The organism is Ensifer sp. YR511 (assembly GCF_900103045.1).
Lineage (GTDB): Bacteria > Pseudomonadota > Alphaproteobacteria > Rhizobiales > Rhizobiaceae > Ensifer > Ensifer adhaerens.
The window spans coordinates 92,402-116,954 of the sequence record NZ_FNGR01000016.1; the positions used below are offsets into that span (position 1 = coordinate 92,402).

At 62.1% G+C, this 24,553-nt stretch carries 21 protein-coding genes; 9 read left to right on the plus strand and 12 right to left on the minus strand.

Annotated elements, in window-relative coordinates:
* Nucleotides 1–12: 12 nt before the first annotated feature.
* Nucleotides 13–1,305: a DUF763 domain-containing protein gene (locus BLU15_RS24220; RefSeq protein ID WP_090298644.1), complete on the minus strand. Its 1,293-nt coding sequence runs from the start codon at nucleotides 1,303–1,305 to the stop codon at nucleotides 13–15.
* Between the two features lie 163 nt (nucleotides 1,306–1,468).
* Here BLU15_RS24220 and BLU15_RS24225 point away from each other — a divergent pair, with 163 nt between their 5' ends.
* Nucleotides 1,469–2,803, plus strand: a complete 1,335-nt coding sequence (locus BLU15_RS24225; protein ID WP_090298647.1) for a PQQ-dependent sugar dehydrogenase — start codon at nucleotides 1,469–1,471, stop codon at nucleotides 2,801–2,803.
* Between the two features lie 13 nt (nucleotides 2,804–2,816).
* On the opposite strand, the gene BLU15_RS24230 is transcribed toward BLU15_RS24225, so the two are convergent.
* From BLU15_RS24230 to BLU15_RS24245, 4 genes are all read right to left on the minus strand, one after another.
* Nucleotides 2,817–3,539 carry a hypothetical protein gene (locus tag BLU15_RS24230; RefSeq protein WP_371590014.1) on the minus strand — a complete coding sequence of 241 codons (723 nt, stop codon included), beginning with the start codon at nucleotides 3,537–3,539 and terminating at the stop codon, nucleotides 2,817–2,819.
* A 394-nt stretch (nucleotides 3,540–3,933) separates the two neighbouring features.
* Nucleotides 3,934–4,851, minus strand: a complete 918-nt coding sequence (locus BLU15_RS24235; RefSeq protein WP_090298651.1) for a phosphotransferase family protein — start codon at nucleotides 4,849–4,851, stop codon at nucleotides 3,934–3,936.
* 387 nt (nucleotides 4,852–5,238) lie between these two features.
* Nucleotides 5,239–6,486 (minus strand): MFS transporter, encoded by a 1,248-nt coding sequence (locus BLU15_RS24240; protein ID WP_090298654.1) that lies wholly within the window; start codon nucleotides 6,484–6,486, stop codon nucleotides 5,239–5,241.
* 15 nt (nucleotides 6,487–6,501) lie between these two features.
* A complete protein-coding gene (locus BLU15_RS24245; protein WP_090298657.1) occupies nucleotides 6,502–7,911 on the minus strand; it encodes an amidase in 1,410 nt (469 codons plus the stop codon).
* A gap of 172 nt (nucleotides 7,912–8,083) precedes the next feature.
* Here BLU15_RS24245 and gcvA point away from each other — a divergent pair, with 172 nt between their 5' ends.
* The gene (gene gcvA / locus BLU15_RS24250) at nucleotides 8,084–9,013 is read left to right on the plus strand and encodes a transcriptional regulator GcvA (RefSeq protein ID WP_090298659.1); all 930 of its coding nucleotides are present in this window, start codon (nucleotides 8,084–8,086) and stop codon (nucleotides 9,011–9,013) included.
* A 178-nt stretch (nucleotides 9,014–9,191) separates the two neighbouring features.
* Here the strand turns inward: gcvA and BLU15_RS24255 are convergent, their stop codons facing one another.
* The 3 genes from BLU15_RS24255 to BLU15_RS24265 form a co-directional block, all read right to left on the minus strand.
* Entirely contained in the window at nucleotides 9,192–10,397 is a 1,206-nt protein-coding gene (locus BLU15_RS24255; RefSeq protein WP_090298662.1) for an MFS transporter, read from the minus strand.
* 74 nt (nucleotides 10,398–10,471) lie between these two features.
* A complete protein-coding gene (locus tag BLU15_RS24260) occupies nucleotides 10,472–11,344 on the minus strand; it encodes a pyridoxamine 5'-phosphate oxidase family protein (RefSeq protein WP_090298665.1) in 873 nt (290 codons plus the stop codon).
* On the minus strand, nucleotides 11,344–11,955 hold the full coding sequence (locus BLU15_RS24265) for a TetR/AcrR family transcriptional regulator (protein WP_090298668.1): 612 nt from the start codon (nucleotides 11,953–11,955) through the stop codon (nucleotides 11,344–11,346). The genes BLU15_RS24260 and BLU15_RS24265 overlap by 1 nt, the downstream gene beginning before the upstream one ends.
* Before the next feature lie 69 nt (nucleotides 11,956–12,024).
* On the opposite strand from BLU15_RS24265, the gene BLU15_RS24270 reads away from it, so the two are divergent.
* Complete coding sequence (locus tag BLU15_RS24270; RefSeq protein ID WP_371590017.1) at nucleotides 12,025–12,525, plus strand: sugar ABC transporter substrate-binding protein; 501 nt, start codon at nucleotides 12,025–12,027, stop codon at nucleotides 12,523–12,525.
* Between the two features lie 119 nt (nucleotides 12,526–12,644).
* Here the strand turns inward: BLU15_RS24270 and BLU15_RS24275 are convergent, their stop codons facing one another.
* Nucleotides 12,645–13,541 carry a LysR family transcriptional regulator gene (locus tag BLU15_RS24275; RefSeq protein WP_034796315.1) on the minus strand — a complete coding sequence of 299 codons (897 nt, stop codon included), beginning with the start codon at nucleotides 13,539–13,541 and terminating at the stop codon, nucleotides 12,645–12,647.
* Between the two features lie 161 nt (nucleotides 13,542–13,702).
* Between BLU15_RS24275 and BLU15_RS24280 the strand changes: the two genes are divergently transcribed.
* From BLU15_RS24280 to BLU15_RS24305, 6 genes are all read left to right on the plus strand, one after another.
* Nucleotides 13,703–14,692, plus strand: coding sequence for an aldo/keto reductase (locus BLU15_RS24280; RefSeq protein WP_090298674.1), 990 nt, complete (start codon nucleotides 13,703–13,705; stop codon nucleotides 14,690–14,692).
* Nucleotides 14,693–14,855: 163 nt separating this feature from the next.
* Nucleotides 14,856–15,800: a hypothetical protein gene (locus BLU15_RS24285; RefSeq protein ID WP_090298676.1), complete on the plus strand. Its 945-nt coding sequence runs from the start codon at nucleotides 14,856–14,858 to the stop codon at nucleotides 15,798–15,800.
* Complete coding sequence (locus BLU15_RS24290) at nucleotides 15,797–16,684, plus strand: ThiF family adenylyltransferase (protein ID WP_060580748.1); 888 nt, start codon at nucleotides 15,797–15,799, stop codon at nucleotides 16,682–16,684. The genes BLU15_RS24285 and BLU15_RS24290 overlap by 4 nt, the downstream gene beginning before the upstream one ends.
* Nucleotides 16,681–17,880, plus strand: a complete 1,200-nt coding sequence (locus BLU15_RS24295; RefSeq protein WP_090298679.1) for a hypothetical protein — start codon at nucleotides 16,681–16,683, stop codon at nucleotides 17,878–17,880. Before BLU15_RS24290 ends, BLU15_RS24295 begins: the two co-directional genes overlap by 4 nt.
* Entirely contained in the window at nucleotides 17,873–18,979 is a 1,107-nt protein-coding gene (locus BLU15_RS24300; protein ID WP_060580750.1) for a GNAT family N-acetyltransferase, read from the plus strand. The genes BLU15_RS24295 and BLU15_RS24300 overlap by 8 nt, the downstream gene beginning before the upstream one ends.
* Nucleotides 18,976–19,998, plus strand: a complete 1,023-nt coding sequence (locus BLU15_RS24305; protein ID WP_060580751.1) for a nitroreductase family protein — start codon at nucleotides 18,976–18,978, stop codon at nucleotides 19,996–19,998. Before BLU15_RS24300 ends, BLU15_RS24305 begins: the two co-directional genes overlap by 4 nt.
* 25 nt (nucleotides 19,999–20,023) lie before the next feature.
* Here the strand turns inward: BLU15_RS24305 and BLU15_RS24310 are convergent, their stop codons facing one another.
* The 3 genes from BLU15_RS24310 to BLU15_RS24320 form a co-directional block, all read right to left on the minus strand.
* Nucleotides 20,024–23,422 carry an acyl-[ACP]--phospholipid O-acyltransferase gene (locus BLU15_RS24310; protein WP_090298682.1) on the minus strand — a complete coding sequence of 1,133 codons (3,399 nt, stop codon included), beginning with the start codon at nucleotides 23,420–23,422 and terminating at the stop codon, nucleotides 20,024–20,026.
* Nucleotides 23,423–23,512: 90 nt separating this feature from the next.
* Nucleotides 23,513–23,791 (minus strand): YiaA/YiaB family inner membrane protein, encoded by a 279-nt coding sequence (locus tag BLU15_RS24315; RefSeq protein ID WP_034796305.1) that lies wholly within the window; start codon nucleotides 23,789–23,791, stop codon nucleotides 23,513–23,515.
* A gap of 28 nt (nucleotides 23,792–23,819) precedes the next feature.
* The gene (locus BLU15_RS24320) at nucleotides 23,820–24,506 is read right to left on the minus strand and encodes a PspA/IM30 family protein (protein WP_090298688.1); all 687 of its coding nucleotides are present in this window, start codon (nucleotides 24,504–24,506) and stop codon (nucleotides 23,820–23,822) included.
* Nucleotides 24,507–24,553 lie beyond the last annotated feature (47 nt).

Consider the following 24,553-nt stretch of genomic DNA (forward strand, 5'->3'; position numbering starts at 1 on the left):
CCACTCGATTTTCTAGCGTGCCTGACGGTGAGCGTTCGACGGCGTCGGTTCCAGCGACTTCTGCTCGGCCGATCCGCCAGTCTCCTCCCATCCAAACACACTGCGACCGCCCCATTCGGGCGAGTGGCGAAACTCTCCGGCAACAATTTCCTTGAGGTCCGGGCCGGTGGCGTATCTTTCGAGCTGCCGTGCCTGGTCGTCAAGACGCTTCAGCGCCTCCAGTTCCTCGCCAAGTCCGAGCCGCGCTTTCGTCACGGCCGATCGCATGACCGCGATCGTGTGGTCGTACACCTTGAGGGGCACGGGAAACGGATGGCGGTCCTTGCCACCGTGCGCAAGCGAAAACTGGGCCGGATCGGCGAAACGGCAAGGCGCGCCATGAACGACTTCAGCCACCATCGCGAGCGCGTTGACCGTGCGGGCACCGACGCCCGGAACCATCAAAAGCTGCTCGAAATCTTCCGGCCCGCGATCGGCAGCCGCAGAAAGTGTCGCATGCAGCCGTCGCATGTTGACGTTTTCCTCCCGTACGTCGTGATGTGCCGGCATCACGAGATGTGGGAGCAACGGCTGATCGGCCTCCTTCGGTTTAACCTTCGGATCCATAGCGACGACTTCCCGGACAATTCGGTCAGGCCCAAGCGATGCCAAAAGCTCAAGCTGCCCGTGGCGGGATGCGGCAGCCCGTCTGTCTGCGAGATTGACGATTTCCCCCTGACCTTTTCCCTCGATCGCGGCATGGGGAGAGTCGACGAAGCTGGAAACGCCCTCCGACAACCAATGATAGCGCCGGGCCTGGCGTTTATCGCCGTTCATGCCTTGCTGTACCACCACCCATTTACCATCGTCAGCGACGATGAAACCGTGCAGGTAGAGGTCGAAGCCGTCCTGGACCGCGGCACTATCGACCTTTGCAACAAGCCGGCTGGTGGCCGCAAGGCCGGCACCATCGATGCCGACGCGGTTGCCGATGGCGATCAGTTCGTCTGGCGTCTGCCGCGAATGTCGTCCGCGACCGCCGCAGACGCTTATCCCAAGATCCTGCGAACGAGGAGCGAGACCGCGCTTGAGAGCGCCGATGACGCTGGTGGTGATGCCGGATGAGTGCCAATCCATGCCCATGACGCAGCCGAAGGACTGGAACCAGAAAGGATGGGCCAGACGGCGCAGAAACTCGTCACGGCCGTATTCGATGACGATGGCTTCGGCGATGATCGTCCCGAGCTTCGTCATGCGATCGCCGAGCCACGGGGGAACCCTGCCGCCATGAAGAGGGAGATCTGCACTTCCAGCTCGCTGAACCATTCGTGTCTTATAGGCCGCTTACAGGCATTGTGACAGGGGAAAGTTCTTCAAACGTTCCTACCGCCGGGAACAAGTCGCAACCCTTGCTGTTTTGTGGTTGGAATGTTGCGAGGCGCCGTTGCGTCTCACGATGAGATGGGCCAATCCCTGCGGAGGCCTTCCAATGCAAAACCGTTTCCCGTGTGCGGCAGTCGTCATCCTCCTAACCGCAGCTTTACTGGCGGGTTGCGCCAACGTCTCAGCCAGGCAGACAGCGAGCAACACCGGCAAGGTTGGATACGGTTCGGATCCGGTTCTGCCAAAACCACGCCCAACCGTGATCCCGACGGTCAACATCGCCGATGCGACCGGGTGGCGGGGCGGAGAACATCCACTCGCTGCCAAAGGATTGAAGGTCAACGCCTTTGCGACGAATTTTGACCATCCGCGCTGGCTGCGCGTCCTTCCCAACGGTGACGTTCTGGTGGCCGAAAGCAATGCTCCGGCCAAACACGACGAGGGCTTCAGCCTGAAGAAGGTCTTCATGAGCGCGGCCATGAAGCGCGCTGGCGCCGCCACACCAAGCGCAAACAGGATCACGCTGCTTCGCGACACCGATGGCGACGGGGTGGCCGACGTGCGGACCACGTTCGCCGAAGGTCTCAACTCGCCGTTCGGCATGACGCTGTCGCGGGGCAAGCTCTATGTCGCCAACACCGACGCTCTCGTCGCCTTCCCCTATTCGAACGGACAGACCCGGATCACGGCGCCGCCGCAAAAGATCGCGGATCTACCGGCCGGCGATCTCAATCACCATTGGACCAAGGATGTGATCGCAAGCCCGGACGGCCGCAAGCTCTACGTTACGGTCGGCTCCAACAGCAATGTTGCCGAAAACGGCATGGCCGTCGAACGGCACCGTGCAGCCGTGCTCGAGATCGACAAGGCAAGCGGCCACATGCGCCCCTTCGCCTCGGGCCTGCGCAATCCCAACGGGCTCTCCTGGAACCCTCAGAATGGAAAGCTGTGGGTCGCGGTCAACGAACGCGACGAACTCGGTGACGATCTCGTCCCGGACTACATGACATCCGTGCGCGATGGCGCCTTCTATGGCTGGCCCTACAGCTACTTCGGCCAGAACGTCGACACCCGCGTCAGGCCGCAGCGTCCTGACCTCGTCGCAAGGGCCATCAAGCCCGACTACGCGCTGGGCGCCCACACGGCATCATTGGGACTGGTGTTCTCGAGGGGCTCGTCGCTCGGCCCCACCTATTCGAACGGCGCATTCGTTGGACAGCATGGCTCCTGGAACCGAAGCGTACCCAGCGGCTACAAGGTCATCTTCGTCCCGTTTTTGAATGGCAAGCCCAGCGGCCGGCCAAAAGATGTCCTCACCGGGTTCGTCGGCAAAGGCGGCAGCGCCATGGGGCGCCCGGCCGGCGTGGCAATCGATAAGACGGGTAGTTTGCTGGTTGCCGACGATGTCGGCAATGTCGTGTGGCGTGTCAGCAGAGAATGACCTTTTGCCTGTTTCAAAAGCGATCAATGTGCATTTGGTCGTCCCGCGTCGGCAATCGCCCGATGAGAACGGGATGCCGCGCGCCGGCGCTCTTGAGTTCGGGCTGTTTCCTGGAAACCCGCAATTCCTCCAGATCTGGAAGCCACCAGCCGCTGCAATGATCGGGACCGGTGCGTGCCGGCCATACAGAGATCAATTCCGGTAGTGTTGCGGGCCGCCAGGAGGCCCAGACAAACTCCATCAGGCTATTGTTCATGAATGGATACGAGCAGGAGAAAGTTCGAGGGACAATCTCCTGTGAAATCCCGATGAATATTATGACGCCGTAGGTTTCAGTGGAGACGGCACGCCCGAGCCGCGGTGGAAAAACCGCAGGAACAGGATATCGCCGTCTTCTCCGTTCGACGCTGCGACTTCTCGCTTCCAGTTCCTCGGCGGACCCCCGCGACGCAAGTCGGCGTTGCTTTCGTGCATCCGGTTCATTGCGGCGGGCGGCCGCTTCGATCACAGGCCACCGTTTCCGCAATTCCTCGTAGGAGCGGAACGGAACATGCCACGTCCTGGAATTGTCATCCCAACGCGCCCACGGCACCTGTCGCAATTCCTCAACGATGGTGCGGGAGAAAGGTGTCCGCAGGCAAAGGTCATCGCCTGCCTCCAGATACGGACTGCCGATGGGATCGAAGTCGTAAGCGTCCCTGCCCTTTGATTCACCGAACGGATCTCGTTCCGACAATTGGCCGTCCATCCATCTGGTAAACCGGCGGTCGGCAGTCTTGCCCGGAATAAACCAATTGCGCCTATCATCGCTCCATATGGCCCGGGGAAAAGCCCGTCGAAACTCTCCCAGCATGGTTCGGTCGTAGGGAAACGAAATATACGCACCGGGGCGATTTGATGGCTCACCCGACATTGCTTCGCGAACCCCTCCTCGTTCCGACACATTCTCCCGTCTCACTCAACGAATAGGCTTGGCCCGCTGTTCCCCGATTGCGCAAAAAAACGAGAGCCGAACGGCTTTTTCGATGCTGTAAACCGAGGCGCGAAGTCCACATCGCGCCCAATGGCGGACATCGAACCGCGTTCGGATGAGGTGGGCCGAAGCAAATCCCGGTGAGAGGATGAGCGGACTACGCCGCAAAGGCGTGCACGCCCGCGCGGACTGTCTCCGGGTCGCAGTTTTCGACGCCGTACAGAATGTCGAGAAGCGGAAAGGTCATTCGATAAAAACCCATACGATCCCTTGCCGCCGTGTCTGGGGAAAAGTGCGCGAGCACCAGGTCGACGAACGGGTCACCAAGCCCTGCCGCGAGGCTCGCAAAATCGTAAGCTGGGTCGCCGGGGCCGCAGCCGGAGAAATCGATGACGCCTGAAAGTCTGCCGCGATCGACGAGAATGTTTCCGGTCCCAAAATCCCCGTGAATAAGGCACTGCGGAAGCGCGTCGCAGGTCGCTAAAAAGTCGGAAAAGCGCTTCCGCAGACCGGTGACGACATCAGGCGAAAGCAGAGGAAAGGCCACTGCTTCGCATTGCGCCAAAAGGCCATTCCACTCGGATAAAGACGCCTCGGCAGGCTCGGCCTCCACGCTGTCGATGGGGAGCGAATGCAGAGCCTTTAGAAAGGCGGCAAGATCCGCGGCCAAAACCCTCTGTGCGCCTATCCTCAGGCCGGTCAGGTCCGAAAGCGGTTCGCCCAAGATCTTGGCGTGCAGCGAGACGAATTGGCCGTCGATGCGGCGCACCTCAAGATCAGGTACCGGCACCGGGAGAAGCGGCCGCACCGCGCGAAGCGCCGCGGCTTCGCGCACCAGGTCGCGTTCAGCGCCGCAATGACGCGGCAATCGAAGGATCCTGCCGTCAAGCTCGTAGGCCACCGAGTTCTGCCCCGAGCCGATCAGGACAGCCGGAGGTTCGGATGGCAAGCCAAGTTCCGCAACGATCCTCTGAAGGGGCATCGCATCGGTACCGCCACGAGTGGCGTCGACTTCCCTCTCAACGGAGGCGGTCGCGATTGGCTCTAGGGATAGATCCTTCACTGCGTTCGTCATTTGCAATCCCACCCGGCAGGCCCTGGCCGCACGTCTGAATTCTGTAGCCGCTATTCTTCGCGATGACGGCCGGAGACCGACACCGAGACGAAGTCCGTGGCCGACGGGCTGGCTGAAATACTACGCCCGCTAAAGGGGGGTGTTGGGCTCGTGCTCCTGGCACCTGCGCAACCGCCCCCTCACAAAGTATCGAGGCCCATTCTTCGGCCGGCTTCGATTGGGGCCATGCGTGACGGCAAGCGAAACGCTCAAGGGATGGAACGGCATTCGTTCCCTCACCCTCGACCATATCTCATTGGTTGTATCGTTAGCAATTTATCGCAAGCAATGCGAACGCATGGCAGCGATATCCAATTGCGAAACGGACGAAAAAACTGCACCGCCAGTTCAAAGCCCTTCCGCAGCCGTTCTTGATTTGAGACCGATGGTCACGATCGCCACAAGCGCGGCCACCGCGTTGGCGCCTCCGCTGATCGCAATGGCCGGGAAGTAACTGTGGCTGGCGTCGTAGATAAAGCCGGCGAGGCTCGGGCCGATCAGCGTGCCGATTGCGACGCTCGTGTAAAGAAGCCCGATGATCCCGCCCACATTGCGGCGGCCGAAATGATCGGCAACCACGGCCGGCAGCACCGCGACCCAGCCACCGTAGAACAATCCGAACAACAGAGCGAAGGCAACAAGGGCCAAAAGCCCGGTCGCAAAGGCCCAAACCGCAAGCGACACGGCGATGCCCGCGTACATTGCCGCCAGGAAAGTGTCGCGACCCAAACGATCGGCAAGCCCCCCAAGGCAGAAGCGCCCCGCAGTGCTCCCAACGCCGATCGCGCTCAGGAGGAGGACGCCGACCGTCGGAGCGATCTGGTGATCGACTGCAAACGGGACGAGATGAACAAAGGGAACGAACACGCCGACTGCACTCAACAGGCATGCGACATACATGCCGACAAATTGCCGAGTCCGTATCGCATCCTTGACCGAAACGCCCTCCTTTGCCGCCGAATTCACGACGCCCGGTTCGACGAAGACTCCGTCCGGCCGAAGACCACGTCGCCCCGGATCGTTTTCGAGCAGCAATGCGGCGCCTATGCCAAAGGCCGCGGCCGCTCCACCGAGCACCAGATAGGCCTCTCTCCAGCCCAAAGCGGCGATCAACCAAGTCGCCAGCGGCGGCATGACAAGCGTGCCCAAGCCGATACCGCTGACCGCAAGACCCGATGCCAGGCCACGTCGCGCGACGAACCAGCGCTGAACGGCCCCAAGGGCCGGCACATAGGCACATCCCACGCCCAGACCTATTCCGAGCCCATAGGCGGCATAGACCTCGGCGATGGTGCGCGCCTGGCCCGCCAAGGCAAGGCCGAAGCCGACAAGCACCATGCCGACAAGGCAAAGCGATCTTGCTCCGAACCGATCCGCAAGGGGACCGGAAATCACGCCCAGGGCGAAGTACAAAAACCCTGCCAAAGAAAAAACAAGCGAAACGGAGCCACGCGATGCCCCGAGATCCTGCTGCAATACCTCGATGAAGGCGCTGAAGGTATAGGCGCTACCAAAACCTACGAATGTCAGCGTAAACGTCGCGGCGACGACGACCCATCCGTAGAAGATGCCTTGGCGCTGGCGGTGAGCGTTCATGATCGTTCGTCTCCGTCACCCTTTTCCCGGGTGTCTCTGGTGCCAAGCCGTATGCCCCTGGAATGCCGCTCCGGCGCGCACAAGGGTCAGTTCCTGGAACTGACCAGCCAGCAATTGAAGGCCGATCGGCATCTCGTCCTTTGCGACACCTGCAGGGAAAGTCAGTGCCGGATGGCCGCTCATATCGAGGGGGCAGGTATAGCGCTGCAGCCTAGCGATCAGATCCGGCTGCTCACCAAGTGTCGCGATGGCAGCGAGTGTCAGGGGAGCGAACGGCTGAACCGGGGTCAGAATCAGGTCGACGGATGCAAACAAGGCTTCGACGTCACGGCGGAAAATCGCGCGTCGCAGAAGGATCTGCTGATACTCCGCCTCCGAGACGGCTTTGCCCTTTTCAATGACGCCGGCAAGGATAGGCCCGTACAAGTCTTTGTTCGCAGCAAAGTCTCGCGCGTGAACGGCTGCCGCCTCCACGGCGCAGTTCGGCACCCAATCGGCAACGGCCTGGCTCACGTCCGGGAACCTGATCTCGACCATGTGCGCGCCAAGATCGGAAAAAACGTCCGAGGCAGCGGCGAGTGCGGCCTGTGTCTGAGGCTCCACGTCCTCGCTGTTCCAACGTGGATCAAAGCCTATCCGCAGACCGCCGACCCCGCTTCGCGAAGCGGAAGCGAAATCCGGCACCGGTTGCGCTGCCGCCGTCGGGTCCTTCGGATCACTTCCCGCGATGGCGGCAAGAATGATCCCCGCATCCATGGCGTTTCGCGCAATCGTACCGATGTGGTCAAGGGAGGGAGCGAGATCGAAAACGCCGTGCCGGCTGACGCGCCCCCATGTCGGTTTGAGGCCCGTGACACCATTTGCGGCCGCCGGCCAGCGGATCGAGCCGCCGGTGTCGGACGCGATCGCACCGAAACAAAGGCCCGCTGCCGCCGCGACAGCTGAACCGCTCGAGGAAATCCCGGTCCAGTAGTCCGCGCTCCACGGATTGACAGACGGGGTTATTGCCGGATGGTAGTCCGAATACGCTCCCTCGGTCATTTGCGTCTTGCCGATAATGATCGCGCCTGCTTGCCTGAGGCGTCTGACGACAGTGGCGTCTTCGTCCGGAACAAAATTGCCATGGACGAGTGTGCCAGCCCTGGTTGGCACGCCTTCGATCCAGCACAGGTCTTTGACGGCGATCGGAACGCCGTGCAGCGGGCCGCGATGGCGTCCAGCGGCGATTTCCTCATCCGCCACCTTCGCCTGTTCCAGCGCGCTTGTGTCCATCACCTGCGCATAGGCGTGGAGGTCCGGTTCCAGTCGCGCGATGCGCCGAAGCTGCGCCTCGGTGATCGCCAGCGAGGAAATGATCCCTCTTTTGATTCTGTCTCCGATCTCCGTGAGGCTGAGCAAAGTGAAATCATCCGAAACTATCGTCATTCAATTTTTCCCGACTGCGGTGAGCGAAATACATTAGAAAATCTATCTACCTTCAATCGCGCCTCCTGTTCCTCGTGAGGAGCGAGACAAGCACAGTTTAATGTGATAAAGCACATCATACTCGGCCGACAAACCAGATTTAATCATCCTTATAACTTAGAAAATCTAAATCATGAGCCGCCACCTTCCCCCGCTCAATGCCCTGAAGGCTTTCGAGGCCGCCGCCCGCCATCTCTCGGTCAAGATGGCGGCCGACGAGCTTTGCGTCACTCCGGGCGCTGTCAGCCAGATGTTGAAATCGCTCGAGACACATCTTGGGGTGAAGCTGTTCGAACGAGTGACACGCGGCATCTATTTGACCGATGCGGGCCGGGACTATCTGCCAGCGGTCCGCAATGCCTTTCGCCAGATTGCCGAAGCCTCGCGACGCGTCATGGCCTCCAACGACAGCGGCATGCTGACAGTCAGCGTCACGCCATTCTTCGCATCGGCATGGCTCTTGCCGCGCATGCACTCCTTCCAGGAGATCAGCCCCGAAATCGATCTCCAAATCGTCGCAAGCAGCACCCTTGCCGATTTCTCTCGCGGCAGCGTCGATGTCGCGGTGCGTCATGGTGCCGGCCGTTATCCGGGCTTGCGCAGCGACCGCGTCGTAACCGTCGAGATGGTCGCCGTGGCAGCCCCTGATCTCGTCGATCGCCTCGGCGTCCCTCGATGCGCGGACGATCTCATCCGCTGGCCGCATGTCCATGATGCCAACCGCAAGGGATGGAGCCTTTGGTTCCAGGCAAATGGCGTGGAAGAGTTCCGTTCTCCCCGCGGTCCGTCGTTTGACGATAGCAGCCTTATTTTGAAGGCGATCCTGTCCGGCCATGGCGCAGGGTTGCTGCCCGCTGCAATGATTGCAGCGGAACTCGCCAGCGGTGAGTTGGTGAAGCTCCTGGACGCGGCTTTGATAGACGAGTTTGCCTATTACCTGGTGTGTCCCGAGCACGCCCAGGACAATCCAAAGATTGCGACCTTCCGGGATTGGATACTCAATGTGGAGAAGACGCCGTTGGCCAAAACGTCCACGGCTCAGAACAGCCTCCTTCCTGGCTGATGCGCTCCCGACCGTGGCACGGTCAGCGTCCGGATCGATGGCGATGCCTCGGCACCGGACGTCACCATGGCAGTTCTCTTGGTTGCCTGGCTCTATCCTGCACGGCGGCACGGCGGATAGTCTGGGAGGGCAAGCCGGGCACGAGGTGCCCGAACGCACCCGGCGGGTTGCCTGCCTGTCAGCTCCGATCGGCACTCGATCTCATCGACGCCGATAACAGCAATGCCGCCGCTGCCAGCGCTGCCGCCACCAAGCCGAGATTGCCAGCACCTGCCCACTCTATTCCAAGCCCACCGATCGAACCGGATAGCGAAATGGCAAGGTAGAGAATGGCCTGATTGAGCGAGACCAGCACGCCGGCGGCCTCCGGTTTCAGCGAGATCAGCCGGTGTTGCTGCGGCGTCGTGATCGCAAAGGCGGCGATCCCGTAGAATGCGATGATCGCGAAGGCCGATGCCAGCCTCTCGGTGGTCAGCGGCAGGATCAGCATGCTGACGATGAGCCAAAGCAAGGCGATTACCACAACCTTCTGACCGCCAACCCTATCGGCAAGCATGCCGGCACCCAGGTTGCCGATCGTGCCGATCACGCCGAGCGTCGCCATCAGGCCGGCCAGATAGACGCTGTTTCCTTGCGTGGCGGTCGCAAAGATGATGCCCATATACGTGTAGGGCAGATAGACCGCGGTGAAGGCGAGAAGCGTTACTCCGAGGACCGCCAGGATTTGCGGGTTACGCAGCAGCCGCAACTGCTGCAGCAAGCCCGTCGTCGTTGCGATCCTGATCGACTTCGGAATGACGACGGCGACGCCGACGACGCCGAGGGTTGCCAGCCCGGTTGCAAGCCACATGGTCGATCGCCAGCCGAACACGCCGCCGAAAGCCGTGCCCAGCGGCGCGCCAAGCGCAGTGGCCGCCGTAAAGCCGCTGACGACCAGGGCGATCGCCCTGCCCCGATGTGCCCGCAGGACCATGGCGGCGGCGGTGACAGTGGCGGTCGGCACGAACAGCCCGACGCCAAGAGCCGCCACGACCTGACCGATCAGAACCTGCGCATAGCTTGGCGCAAGCGCGGTCCAGACACTGCCGAAGAGATAGACAAGGGCTGCGACGAGGAGAACGGTTCGGCGTCCCCAGCCGCCAGTCACGCCCACGAGAACCGGACCCGCGATCGCGCACGTCAAAGCGAAAATCGTAATGACCTGCCCTGCAACGGATGGCGCGATGTCGAGCGAACTGCTGAGAAGCGGCAACAGGCCCGCCAGAACGAACTCACCTGTCCCGACAACGAAGACGCCGAAGGCGAGCATCGACACCGAAAGCCATGGATTGGTCGCCTGCGGCTGATCGGCCTCATGCGGGGTTTCGAGCGTGGCATTGACCATGACAAGACCTTTCCGGCACGGCCATGTTACGACCGGCGCCAAGATGCGAATGACAAAACTGGAATAGGATCGAACTACGGGCGCGCCAGCGCAGTGCGGCTCATCAGGAGGTCAGGCTTGAAGCGAACCAGCCCGTTGATCGGCATGCCCTCGTGCGAGCGCCTCAGGCGGCCGTCGAAGCCGTCAAGCACGGCGTGTCCAGTCATGACCACCATCTCGCCCGTGCCAAAATCAGGAAACAGCAGACAGCAGGCAGGATCGACGAGCAGGTTGCCGAGGGTGTTGAAATAGTAGTTGCCGCGATATTCCGGCCAGATCAGGCAGTCGCCGTCCCACCGAACGAAACCAGGCGGACCGCCGCGATGGGAAACATCCATATCGCCGCCGGCATCGGAGGCGGCGCGGGTCGCAACGAAAAACGTATCGGCACCAGCAACGACACGTCGAGCCAAACTTGTATCGGCCGAGATCAGAAGCGGCTCTCCACTTGCGCCGACCGCCTGTTCAACGTCCCTCGGACGAATGTATTGCGGACAGTTTCCAAAGGCCTGCTGCACGTCGACGACAAAATCGCTTTGTCCCACCCGACCTACGCTACCGTTGACGCGGATGCGCCGCCGGGTCGAAAGATCGATCGCAAGGATCGCGATCGGAGTTCCCTCGACAATGCCACGAGCCACTGGATCTGCTGTGTCAGGGCGTGCTGCGACACGCACACGCATGGCATCTGGTGCGCTCAGAAAGCCGGGCCGACCGAAGACCATTGTGACCCAGATCCGCCCCTCCCGGTCAGGCACGGCAAGAACGACATAGTGCAGTTCCGCAAGGAAACCCGCAAAGCCGGGTGGCAGGCTCGCCTGTATCGCGCGCGACCCGGCCAGTTGCTCACGGACGGCAAAGAGGCTCTGGAGTTGCTGCTCTCCGGCGTGAAAGGGGTCGTTGTCCATCACACACCCCGTGCCGCGGCAAGGCGCTCCCTGGACGCACGGCGTGCCAGCTCGAACTGCTCAGGCTCCCCCATGAGCGCTGCCACATTGGCCGATGCCTGGTAGGACGTCAGTTCGAAGGCCAGCACGCCGACATCAATGCCGCCTTGAAGTTCGCCTGCGTTGATCGCCGCGTTTGCCAGATCGACGATACGCTGTCTCGCCTCGGCCCGGTGATGCTCGACACGGTCGCGGATCTCTCCCGGCCGGGTGCGATACTCGCTGCTGAGCGCATGCACCAGGCAGCCGCCGGGCAGTGTTCGCTGCTCAACGAATGTGTACCATCCCTCAATCAGAGCGATCAGGCGCTCGACCGCTGTCGGGAGTGCCATCGCGGGGCCAACCACCGTTTCGGCATAAAGTGCCACGCCGTTCTCGATCGTCGCCAACTGCAAGGCTTCCCGGTCGCCAAAGAGAACCTGAACGTTGCCTCTCGCCACACCGGCATCAGCCGCGACCCGTCCGAACGTCAATCCCTCCAGCCCCTCCACCGACGCGATCTGCGTCGCGTGATGAAGAATGTTCGCCCGGGCGCGATCGCCGCGCTCCTTCCGCTTGTCGTTCGCCTTCATGCCGTCTCCTGGTCGTCGTTCCGCAATACTGACTAAAACTATACATACGTATGTATAATGTCAATTGGAATGACGGCACGAACGCAATCCCGGTCCGGACGAAATGTGGGCCAAGCTTCGGGTCAACGGGTTCAAGAGCACCATCGAAGCCGATTTCCCGAGATCAAGATCGTCGCCGAAAAGGCCGGCGGCACCAAGGATGCGGGCATCGCGGCGACCGACTGGACCAAGAGCCACCCGGACATTCACGGCATCTTCACCGCGGCCGACACCATGGCGGTAGAGTCGATCAAGTCGCTGACACAGGCTGGGGCGACCGACAAGATCAAGGTCTCGACCTCGAACCTCAACGACGACGCGCGCGCCGCCCTTGAAAGGGGCACGCTCACCTGCGCGTCGCTTCAGCCGGCAGTGTCGATGGGACGCGATGCGATGCGCGAGGCGGCCGCCGCGATCGAAGGCGGCAAGGTGCTGGGCCGCATTGAAGCCCCCGCTTTGCTGGTGACGCGCGAAAAGGTCGCCTCCTACGATTTCAGCAAGATCATCGCCCCTACCGACTACCAGCCCTGATATCGCTACGGACCAACGGGGAGCCGAGCCCTGCCCGGCTCCCTCGCCCCTTGGCGGTCGCTAAAACGAGCGCAGTCCCACATCATCGATAGTGCTCGTCCACGGCCCGGCGCGGCACGCTAGGCACCGCGAAAGCGCAATGCCTCGACCAGCAATGCAAACGCGGGCGACGCCAGCCGCCGGCTTGGATAGTAGAGATGGAATCCGGGAAAAGGCGGGCACCAATCTTCCAGCACGGGCACCAGCCGCCCCGATTTGACGAGCGGTCCCAAGTGATCGTCGGGAAGACAGGCAAGGCCCAGGCCGCCCAGAGCCGCGTCGATGATCATCGGCACATCATTAGAGACGAATTGCCCTTCGACGCGGACATTGAGCGGGCGACCGTCGCGTTCGAACTCCCACGCGTATAGTCCGCCAAGCGTGGGCAGGCGCAGATTGATGCAATTGTGCCCCGTCAGATCATGAGGTGTCTGAGGCCTGGGGTAGCGTGCAAAATAGTCCGGCGACCCCGCCACCACCATTCTGAGATCCGGACCTATGCGGACGGCGATCATGTCCTTTTCGATGCTTTCGCCCAGCCGCACACCCGCATCATAGCGCTCAGTGACCAAATCGACGAAGCGCTGGTCGATCGAGATCTCGACGCTGATCTCTCGATACTCGGCCATCAGCCTTTTCACGGCGGGCATGAGGATCGTCTCGGCCGCGTGGCGGCTGGAGGTTATGCGGATGGTGCCGCCCGGCTGCTGGCGCATCGCGCTCAGCGCGTCGAGCCGGCTGCGAATGTCGTTGAAGGCCGGGCGCAGCGTCTCCATCAGTTGTTCCCCTGCGTCCGTCGGCACGACATTACGCGTCGTCCGGGTCAAGAGGCGCACGCCCATGCGCTCCTCAAGCCGTCGCACCGTATGGCTGAGCGACGACTGGGACGTGCCGAGGCGGGCGGCCGCTCGGGTGAAGCTACGTTCCTCGCCAACCGTCAGGAACGCGACAAGATCACCCAGTTCATCTCGCTTCATTCATGAATCCACAATATAGGTTCATTCTTGATTTAGCATCTAATCGAATTTCTCCGCGAGATCTAGATTGGGGCCAGGACGCGTTGAACCGGCGTGCCCTCTTGAAGAGAGCGCCGGCTGGTCTCGTGCGCGCTCGCCGCTATCACGAACGGAGCAAAGACATGAAGAAGCGAATTCTCGGAAGAGCGGGTCTAGAAGTCTCAGCCCTCGGCTTTGGCTGCATGGGCCTGGATTTCGGCTATGCCAGCAAGGTCAGCAGGCAGGAGGGCGTTACGCTGATCCGCCAGGCGGTCGATCGCGGCGTGACCTTCTTCGATACCGCGGAGGTCTACGGCCCCTTCACCAACGAGGAGATGGTCGGCGAGGCCCTGAAGCCCGTACGCGACCGCGTGGTCATCGCCACCAAGTTCGGCTTCAACATCGTTGACGGCAAGCAGTCGGGCTTGAGCAGTCGGCCGGAGCACATCCGCTCGGTCTGCGACGCATCGCTGAAACGCCTCGGGGTCGATGTCATCGACCTCTTCTATCAGCATCGCGTCGATCCAAACGTGCCGATCGAGGACGTCGCAGGCGCTGTGAAGGATCTCATCGCTGCCGGCAAGGTTCGGCACTTCGGCCTGTCCGAGCCCGGGGCTCAAACCGTGCGGCGGGCGCATGCAGTCCAGCCGGTCACCACGCTCCAGAACGAGTATTCGCTCTGGACCCGCGTCCCAGAGACGAACGGCATCCTTGAAGCCTGCGAAGAGCTCGGCATTGGCCTTGTGCCCTATAGCCCGCTCGGAAAGGGCTTTCTTACCGGTGCGATGAGCAAGGATACCAGGCTCGGCGAGGGCGACTTCCGCAAGATCCTGCCGCGCTTCACGCCCGAGGCAATGGAAAAGAACCAGGCGCTCGTCGATCTCCTGAAGAGGATCGCGGACGACAGGGGCGCCACGCCTGCGCAAATCGCACTCGCCTGGTTGCTGGCACAAAAGCCATGGATCGTCCCGATCCCCGGCACGACCAAGCTTCATCGCCTGGAAGAGAACCTCGCCTCGGTCAATGTCGCGCTGACGGATGCCGATCTCGCAGAAATCGAAACAGCGGCCGCGGCAATCCCGATCGAGGGAGAGCGCTACCCAGAACAGTTGCTGAAGACGACCGGCCTCTAAGGCCGCGTCAGACATCCAGGCACAACCAGTGGGGCGGGAGCATGATTGCGCTCGCCCCGGCATCTCTTCCAGGAATTAAACCAAATGTTTGTCCTCTTCCGCAAGGATGCGACCGAAGCTTGCAGAAGCTCCACCCCAGAATTGAAGCTGCGGACGCGGGACATTGTACAATCTGATATCGGTCGTTCTGAAGAAGCGCCTCGATCTTTCATTCAAGACATCGCCAGACTTCCGCGCAAGGATCGTGGAAGCTCCCGGGCTATGGATGAACGAGCGCGAGGTCGCCAGGCTAAGGCAGGACCTGCGAAAAGTCGCGCAACGGTCGGTTCCCGATGGGGAGCTCGGCTACGGCATCTTCTCCGAGCGTGAAGATGCGCTCACCCGAACGATCGTCACGGTCGTCTACCGGGTTTCCGACGGTGAGCCGGTTGCCTTCAACGCGCTGCCTGTCCTCCAGGTCTCTCTTTCCGGCAAACCGGTCGAAGTCCTCCATCTGGGGCTCGTGATGATCGACCCGGCGGTTCGCAGCCAGGGGCTTTCCTGGATCCTCTACGGCCTCACCTGTTTCCTTCTCTTTTTGCGCAACCAGCTTCGCCCGCTCTGGATTTCGAATGTCACCCAGGTGCCGGCCGTTGCCGGCATGGTGGCCGAGACCTTCAGCGGCGTCTTTCCCGCACCCACCCGTGGCGCACGCAGATCGCTGCGCCAGCAACTGATCGCCACAGCCATCATGGAATCACATCGCCATGTCTTCGGGGTCGGCCCTGACGCCGGCTTCGATGCCGATCGTTTCGTCATCACCAATTCCTATACCGGCGGTTCCGACAACCTGAAGAAGACGTTCGAGGCGGCCCCGAAGCACCGCAAGGCGGAGTATAACGACTTCTGCGCCGCCGAACTCGACTACGATCGCGGTGACGACCTCCTGCAAATCGGACAGTTGGATCTCAATGCGGCTCAGCGCTACCTCATGGAAAGCGTGCCGCGCAACGCGCTTGGCCGCCTTGCCGTTGCAAGTATTGTCATCCTCGTACAAAGGCTCGTGCTGCCCGCGTTGCATTGGGCCGACAGCCGCCGGCAGTGGGGCGTGTTGAGGCCCAGCCGATGAGCAGCCAATTTTCCTACGAGACCTTCACCACACGCAACATCGGCTTCGTCACCGAAGCGGAACAACGGCGCCTGAGCCAGGCGACCGTTTTCGTCTGTGGAACCGGCGGCATGGGTGGCGCCTGTGTCCAGTCGCTCGCGCGCGCCGGGATTGGTCGCCTGGTTCTTGCCGATATCGATAATTTCGAGCTTTCGAACCTCAACCGGCAGGTCTTCTGCTTCGCCGACACGATCGGCATGCCGAAGGCGCAGGCAACCCGCGAGCTTTGCCTCAAGATCAATCCCGGCCTGGACGTGACCGTCTACGGGCCCGAATGGACCGACCATGCCGATGCGATCATTGCCGCAGCGGATGTCGTCATCAACGGAACCGACGATCTCGGCGCCAGCCTGCTGCTCTATCGCACGTCGCGAGATCACGGCCAGACGGTGATCGACGCCTACGCCTCGCCGCTGCCCTCCGTCTATGTGACACGCCCGCAGGATCCGATGCCCGAGGAGCGGCTCGGCTATCCGACTGTCGGCACCGCCTGGAACGCGTTGACGCCGGACCAGCGGGCCGAGGCGTTCCTGCGCGAGGCGGAATATGTGATGGTGCATTCGTCGTCCCGTCACCATGTCGACCTGTCGCTCGCCGGTGAAGTGATCGCCGGCACCCGCAGCCGCATGTCTTTCGCGCCGATGGTGATCTCCACGGGCACATTGATGGCCTATGAGGCGATCCATGCAATCCTCGGCCGCCCACAGTCCGCCGATTGCCGCGGCTGGTTCTTCAACCCGCATGCCGGACGCGTCGAGCGACCCCGCAATGCGCTCGTTGCGGCACTGCTGCGACCGCTGGTAAGGCGCTACCTGACCCGACTTGCAGCTCCGGCGACGTCATGAACACCTCGCTTATTGCCGATAGTTTCGTTTCGCTGGCGGCACTGGGTGGTCTGCTCGTGCTCATCGGGGTGATCCGCAGTTTCGACGCCAAGAGCCCGTTGAACCGTCGGTTCCTCTTCGGTCTGCAGGTGCTGGCGGCCTTGATGGCGAGCCGGGTGCTCGCCTGGTGGACGGACCTTTTCATCTTCAAGGCCGCGACGATCATAACCGCGGGGCTCGTCCCGCTCTCGACCGTTCTGCTTGCCGAGGGCCTGTTGCGGCGACACGCGCCGAGAACCACGAAGTGGATCGCGGCCGGCGGCGCGGCCACCTTCTTCGTCCTCGCATTCCTGCCGGTATCGCTCGCCGAACCCTGGCGGGTCGCACTGCTGTTCCTCTACCAACTGGTCACCTTCGCCCTTGCCGGTCACATGACAGTGACGCGCGATCGGACGAGCCTGTCGAAGGCGGAAAACCAGGCCGTCGACCGCATTGCTCTCTCGCTGCTTTTGATCCTTCCGCTGCTCGTGACGGACTTTCGCTCCGTCTACATCGACCAGCCAGTGCGGCTCGGCGGGGTCGCCATCCTGTTCCTGTGCTGGCTGCTGATCAGCCTTGGCCAGCGCGCCGTCGGGCACCGTGACACGGTGGTCTCCTTCGTCATCCTGCTTTCCGTTGCGCTCCTTGCAGCCCTCGTCATCGGCGTCGAAAACAGCCTCGAACCAGCCGCGCTGGTGCGAGCGGCAAGCGTCATCCTCAGTGCCGCCCTGCTCGGCGTGATCTGGAAGGACAGCATCAGCCTGCGCATGGAGCAACGGCGGCAAAGCCTGATCCGGCATCTGGCGGAGGACAGCATCGACGACACGCTGGGCTTTCTCGAGGAGCTGCAGAACCATCCATTGGTCGACGGCGCACTTCTGCTTGGCGAGGACGAACTCTCCGACCTCGACTTGCCCACGGTCAAGGCGCTGTTTGCGACCCGCCCACTGCTGCGCATTGCCGAGACGGGAGGCCTTCCTCAAGAGGATGCGGAGCAGATGTCCTGGCTGCTTGAAAAATACGAGGCAACCCACGTCATGCTTGTGTCCAACCGGCCGTTCCGACTGATTGCGCTCAACATGCCTTCCGTCTCCGCCACGCCGGGTGCAGAAACCGAATTGAAGGTCGTCCAACGCATGGCCATGCTGATCTCCCAAAGAGACCCGCTTCATGATTGATATCCGTACCGGCGATATCGACGCCTTCTTCTCAGCGCCCTTTCAGATCTACGGTGCGCGGAAACCCTATGTCTCGCCGATGCTGAGCGACCTCAAGCGCTTCCTTTCCGCCGAGACGAATCCACTCTTCGACACGGCTGCCGACTATGCCTGCTTCACGGCCCATGAGGGTGGTGCCGTGCGCGGGCGCATAACGGCGCATGTGCATCGCGCATCGAACGCGCAGTTCGCACTTGATCGCGGCTATTTCGGTTACTTCGACTGTGCCGACGATGAACGGGTCGCAGCAGCCCTCCTGGAGCGAGCAGAGGATTGGGCGCGCGCGAAGGGCTTTCGGGAGATCCTTGGAAACTTCAACCTGACGGCCATGCAGCAGGTGGGCGTCATGACCGGTGGTTTCGAGAACGCGCCCTATACCGACCAGATCTGGGGACCGCCTTATCTGCCTCGCTTGTTGGAAAACCGGGGCTATGCGCCCTGTTTCCCGATGACCACTTTCGAAATCGACATTCGCACCGTGGAGATCGACGGATTGCTTGCCAGCGCGCAGATGCGCGCTCTTTTCGACGACGGTTTCCGCTTTTCGCCAATCCGGCGATCGACGCTCGAACAAAGGCTGGAAGACTCCCGATTGATCCTCAACGAGAGCTTCGCAGACAATCCGATGTTCGTGCCCGTCAGCCGTGCGGAGTTCGAGTTTCAGGCCAAGGAGATGAAGTGGATCATGGATCCACGCATTTCGGCGGTCGCGGAAAAGGACGGCACGCCTGCCGGCGCGGTGATCGCCATTCCTGATGTCAATCCGATGCTGAAGGCGATGGGCTCACGGCTGGGACTGACTGCGCCCTGGTACCTGCTCAAGCATCGCCTGAAGCGCCGCCGCGCCGTGATCATATTCCAGGGTGTGAAGCCGGAACACCAGGGACGCGGGCTCAACCCGCTGCTGCTTGCCCATGTGCTGGGCGAGATGCGCCGTGCCGGCTATGACACCGCCGGTGGCACCTGGATTGCAGACGTCAACGCGGCGAGCCTGAGACAGGCGGAGAAGGCGGGCGCAAGGCCGCTTCATCGCCTGCATCTCTTCGGAAAGACGCTATGAAGCGCGTTGATGCCGCCATGCTCGCCGTTCTCGCGGCGGAGGCCAACCTCGCCCCTTCCGTCCACAACACCCAGCCCGCGCGCTGGGCGCTCGACGAGGAGGGACGCGTCCTGCTTGCCGCCGACCTCTCCCGGCATCTGAGCGTCGGCGATCCGACCAGCCGCGATATGGGGCTTTCCTGTGGGGCGGCACTTGAGGGCATGGCGATGGCGCTCGCAGCCCGCGGGATCGGTGTGACGATCGATGATCTCTGGACGCACAATCTACTCGATTGGAGACCCGGCTATCGGTTGGCCGCACGGCTACAGCTTACCGGCGAGGACGCGGTGCCGCCGGCGCTTTCTGAGTGGACCGCCAGGCGCTTCACATGGCGGGCGCGTTTCTCGCCAACCTCCCCTGAGCAGATTAAGAGGCTCGAACACTGGGCCGTTCAGGCGGTCGATGTGAGGCTTGCGTACGGTCGCGAGGACCTTGCCTTCGTTGCGTCGCTCAACGACCGGTCAAGCCTCACAATCATGCGAGAACGCGCATTCCGCGATGAACTCGTAAGATGGATGCGACTGTCACCCCGGCATCCGGCCTATTCCACTGACGGCCTCAACCTCGCAGCCTTGCAGATGGGACGACTGGAAGGTGCACTGGCGGGACATCTTCTGGCCTCACCGCTTTTCGACATTGCCGACCGCCTGGGGCTTGGCCAAGCTCTCGTCGCGGAGTTGGAAAAGACGATGACGGCAGCCGCCTGTCTCCTGTTTCACCGGCCGGAGAATGAGAGCCCGATCGTCTCCGGACAAGCCTTCTACCGTTTCTGGCTGAGCTTCACCCGCTTTGGTTTTGCCGGCTGGCCGATGGCGGTGCTTGCCGACCTGCCATCCGCTGCGCAGGCGTTGCGAGAGCGCTTCGCGCTGCCACCCGGACACCGGCTGATCAACGTGCTGCGCGTTGGGCCGGCACCGTCGACGGTTCCGAAGTATCGCCTTCCGGCAGGCGATCTCGTGCTGGACGGGAAGCCGGCCTGAAGGGCCGGCTTCCTTTTCGACATCCTCAGGCGGCGTTCTCGGCCTTTGCCGTCTCGGCGAGAAGCCTCTGGGCGTTGACGAAGTCCACCTTGCCGGTACCGAGCACCGGTACGGCACCTACCCTCACCTCCGAGGGAACCATCATGTCCATGGCGCCCTTGTCTTTGGCGAAGCGGAGGAAGGCGGCGCGTGTCGCACCCGGAGCGTCGGTGAGCATGACCAGGCGCTCACCTTTCTTGGGATCAGGCAGCGACACGACGACCGTCAACTGGCCGGGCCACATCTCGCCCGCCAGCGCCTCCACGGCGCCGAGCGAAACCATCTCGCCGCCGACCTTGGCGAACCGTTTGGCCCGCCCGCGGATGACGATGAAGCCCTCTTCATCAACCGTGACGATGTCGCCGGTGTCATGCCAGCCATCGGGTGTCGGTTCGATCACGCCGGGCGCTTCCACGCGAAGATATCCGGCCATGACGTTGGCGCCGCGGATGAAGAGCCGTCCGCCCTCGGTGACACCCGGCACGGCATCGAGCCTGTACTCCATGCCCGGCATGATCTTGCCGACGCTGCCGGCCTTGTTGAACATCGGTGTGTTCAGCGCGATCACCGGCGCGGCCTCGGTCACACCATAGCCTTCGAGGATGCGGACGCCGAACTTTTCCATGTAGAGCGCACGGGTGGCTGCCCGGACCGGCTCGGCGCCGGCGAAGCAGTATCGGATCGAGCGGAAGTCATAGGGGTGCGCCGTTCGTGCATAGCCGTTCAGGAAGGTGTCGGTCCCAAAGATGATCGTCGCGTTGGACGCATAGATCAACTCCGGGATGATCCGGTAGTGCAGCGGTGACGGATAGAAATAGACCGGCACGCCGGAGATGAGCGGCAGGACCGTTCCGGCCGTGAGACCGAAGGAATGGAACACCGGCAGGATGTTGAACACCTTGTCGCCCGAGTGGAAATCGATGCGCGAAGCAGCCTGGGCCGCGTTGGAGAGGATGTTGCGGTGTGTCAGCACCACGCCCTTCGGCGTACCCTCGGATCCCGAAGTGTAGAGAATGACCGCCGGCTCGTCGGCCGTGCGCCGGACGAGCGGCCGCCCCTTTCGCAAAAGACCACGCAGCTTGTCGGCAAGACCGATCGTCTGGCGCAGATCATCGAGCCAGACGATCTCCACCGTCTTCGCCAATTCCTCGACGACGGGCCCGAGTTTCGCCTGGGCGACGAAGGCACGCGACGTCAGCACATGACGGACCTCGGCTGCCTTGCAGGCCGAGATGATGTTGGCTGCACCGGCGGTGAAGTTGAGCATGGCCGGTACCTTACCGGCGGACATCACGCCGAGGATGGTGGCAACCGCACCGTTGGCGTTGGGCAGGAGAACGCCAAGCGCCTTTTCGTTCGGGAAGAGCGACTGGAACTTCGCGCCGAGCACGGCCGCACCGGTCAATAGCTTGCCATAGGTGAGCGAACCGGTGACCGGGTCCTGCACGGCGAGCCTGTTGAACCCGCGCTCCCTGGCCGTCTTGATTACCTTCTCGATCACGGTGGTGTCCGTGTCGGTGGTGCGGAACATCAGCATCGACATGACCTGGTAGAGCGCAGCACCCGCGGCCATGCGGCGCTTGCGGCCCTTCAGTTCTTCCGGCACGGACAGGCGAACCGGCTCCAGAATGGTGACCTTCACCTTCGGGAACAGGCGACGGCGAACGTGCATGGAACTGAGGCGTGAGAAGTAGCTCTTCTCCAGCCCATCGATACGCACCGGCACGACCATGGAGCCGGTCTTGTCGGCCACCATCGCGGCGCCGTCATAGACCTTCATCAGCGCACCGGTCACCGTGATGCGGCCCTCAGGGAAGATCACCAACGGCTCACCATTGTTGACGGTCTTGATGAGCGTGCGCGTTGCCATTGGCTTTGACGGATCCAGAGGCAGGAAGTTGCACATCTTCAGGAACGGCTTGACCCACCAGGCCTTGGCGATCGTGTAGTCGACCGCGAAAGTCGGTTCCTCCTCGGTGAGTGCCAGCGCCAGCGCACCATCGAGGAAGGACACGTGGTTGAGCGCAATGATCGGTGCGCGACCGGCCTTCTTCAGATTGTCGAGGCCTTCGACTTCCAGCCGCAGGAAGGCGCGGAAGAGGATGGAGACGAAATCGCGGAATGCGTTGGTCGGCAGCGTGCGCAGCATAACCCAGGCAGCAACGGCATTGGCAAGGGCAAGGCCAGCAAAGAGCACCGGTGTCGACATGCCCAATGCCTGCAGGATCGCGACAAGGCCGCCGCCAACGGTGATGAAGGCTGCAGACAGCACGTTCGACGCACCGATGACGCGCGAACGCTGGTCCTCTTGCGCCCAGGCCTGAAGCGCTGCGAGCGTCGGTACGGCGAGGAATGCCCCAGCAATCGCCATGCCGGCAAGATCGATGGCGATCCGTACCGTGTAGGGACCGGCGAAGAAGGCAGGGAGCGTCTCCGTCGGGGCGACCGCACCGGCATGCCCGACGCACCAGGCGAGATCGAGGCCGAAGAGCGCCATGATCAGCGTGCCGGCTGGTGCCGGCAGCAGCACGATACGGCCCGCAGACATCCAGGCCGCGATTGCGGAGCCGACACCGATGGCCACGGCAAAGACAGCGAGATAGGCGGTAATTGCGGTTTCGTCGCCGCCGAGATGGTTCTTCACCATCGGCGGCAGCAGCGACAGCACGATAGCGCCTGCCAGCCAGAACCAGGCGGCCATCAGCGCGGTGCGCCAAAGCCGCCTGTCGCCGCGCAGCGAAGCAACGAGCCGGCCGGTGGAGCGCAAGACGTTGCGATCGACGACAAGGTCCGGCGCCTTGGCGCCAAGACGCGGAATGTAGCGGCTCGAAAGCCAGCAGGCGAGCGCCAGGCCGAGCATCATGGGACCAAACAGCCAGGGATTGACGCCGTCGGCTGCGGCAATCCCTGCGATGACAGTGCCGCTGAGAATGGCGATGAACGTCGCACCCTCGATCCAGGCGTTGGCGCGCGGTAGTTCCTTGCGCTCCAGGTGGTCGGGAAGGATACCGTATTTGACCGGCCCGAAGAGCGCGGAGATGGCGCCGAACAGGAAGAGCGCAACCAGCAGCACCGCGATGGAGGAGAATGCGATCCCGACAACCGCAACGCCTGCGGCAGCAAGCTCCCAGCGCTTCAGTCGCTCGGCAACGATCGCCTTGTCGAACTTGTCGGCGAGTTCGCCGCCAAGTGCGGAAAAGACTAGGAACGGCGCCATGAAGACGGCGCCGGCCAGCGTGACCAGCGATCCCGCATCATCGGCCGCCACGGTTGCGAGGATGAGGAAGACGAGCGTATTCTTAAGAAAATTGTCGTTGAACGCGGATAGAAACTGCGTCCAGAAGAGCGGCGCAAAGCGCCGGGATGTCATGAGATTGGTTTTCACGGAACGTCTCCCTTTTTTGAGCGTTCTGGATGAAAATAGTCAAGCACTCGTCCACAGGATGTCCGCCATGGCGACAAGGCTAATGAGTGATTAAACTTCATCCGCCTTAATGCCGAGCAGCAATTTCTCGGTCTTGGCATCATCGATCCTGCGGATGAGCTTTTCTGCCTCCAGATTGTCGCGCAGCGTCTTGGTGACGTTCACGGCCGTCTGCAGCAGCATCAGGATGCCCATGGCCAGGTACCCTTTGCCCCAGAGGTCGATGGGCATCATGTAAAGGCCAATCACCACCATGAAAGCGGCCACGCCGAAGCTAACATAAGAGAAGGAGGTCCAGGCCGGGGAGTGTTTCATCAGGCTGTCGTTCATCGTCGTTGTCCTTTGAGAAACAGAGGTTTTAAAGCGTAAGGTTCATCTTTGCGCGCAAGCGCTCGAGCACGTCGTCGGCGCTTGTCACGAGAGGGCGTCCGCAACCGGCCGCAGCCAGTTTCTGCGCAAGTGCTGCCGGATCCGGCCGCTCTTCCAGCTCGATCAGCGCCTCGGCGGTCAATTCAGCCTCGCGCTGACGCGTTTCGAGCCGCGTGAGCGTTGCCTCGGCGTCGCTGAGTGTCGCGAGATCGTTGCCGGGCACCTCTTTGGAAAGGCGCTGCGTCCGGTCACGTGCGGCGGCCAGGCGTTCGCCGCGGCGCAGCGCCTCCAGGCGCGTTTCGCTCTGCCGCACCGCTTGCCTCAGCCGATCTATTCCGTCTGCGAATTCCGCCTGAACCTGGCGCGCATTCTGCAGTTCGGTTTCCAGCCGCGCGATCGAGGCTGCGGCTTCCGCGGCCAGATCCTCTCGCCCCTTTTCAAGGGCTGCAATGGCGCGGATTTCGAGCTCCTCGATGTGAGCGGAAAGCCTCTCGGCGTTTTCCTTTTCCAGGCGATTTTGCGCGATCGCCAAAGCGACAGCCCGTCGCGCGCTTTCGACACCGCGGGCAGCGTCGCGTATCTGCTGAGCAAGAATGGGCAGCGCATGCCGATCGGCGAAGGCCTCCTCCGCCATATGAGCGCGACCGCGCAAGAGCGTTACGATTTGTTTGAACATCTCCTCACCTCCATGTATGAACAATGTTCAATAATGTTTTCTCACAG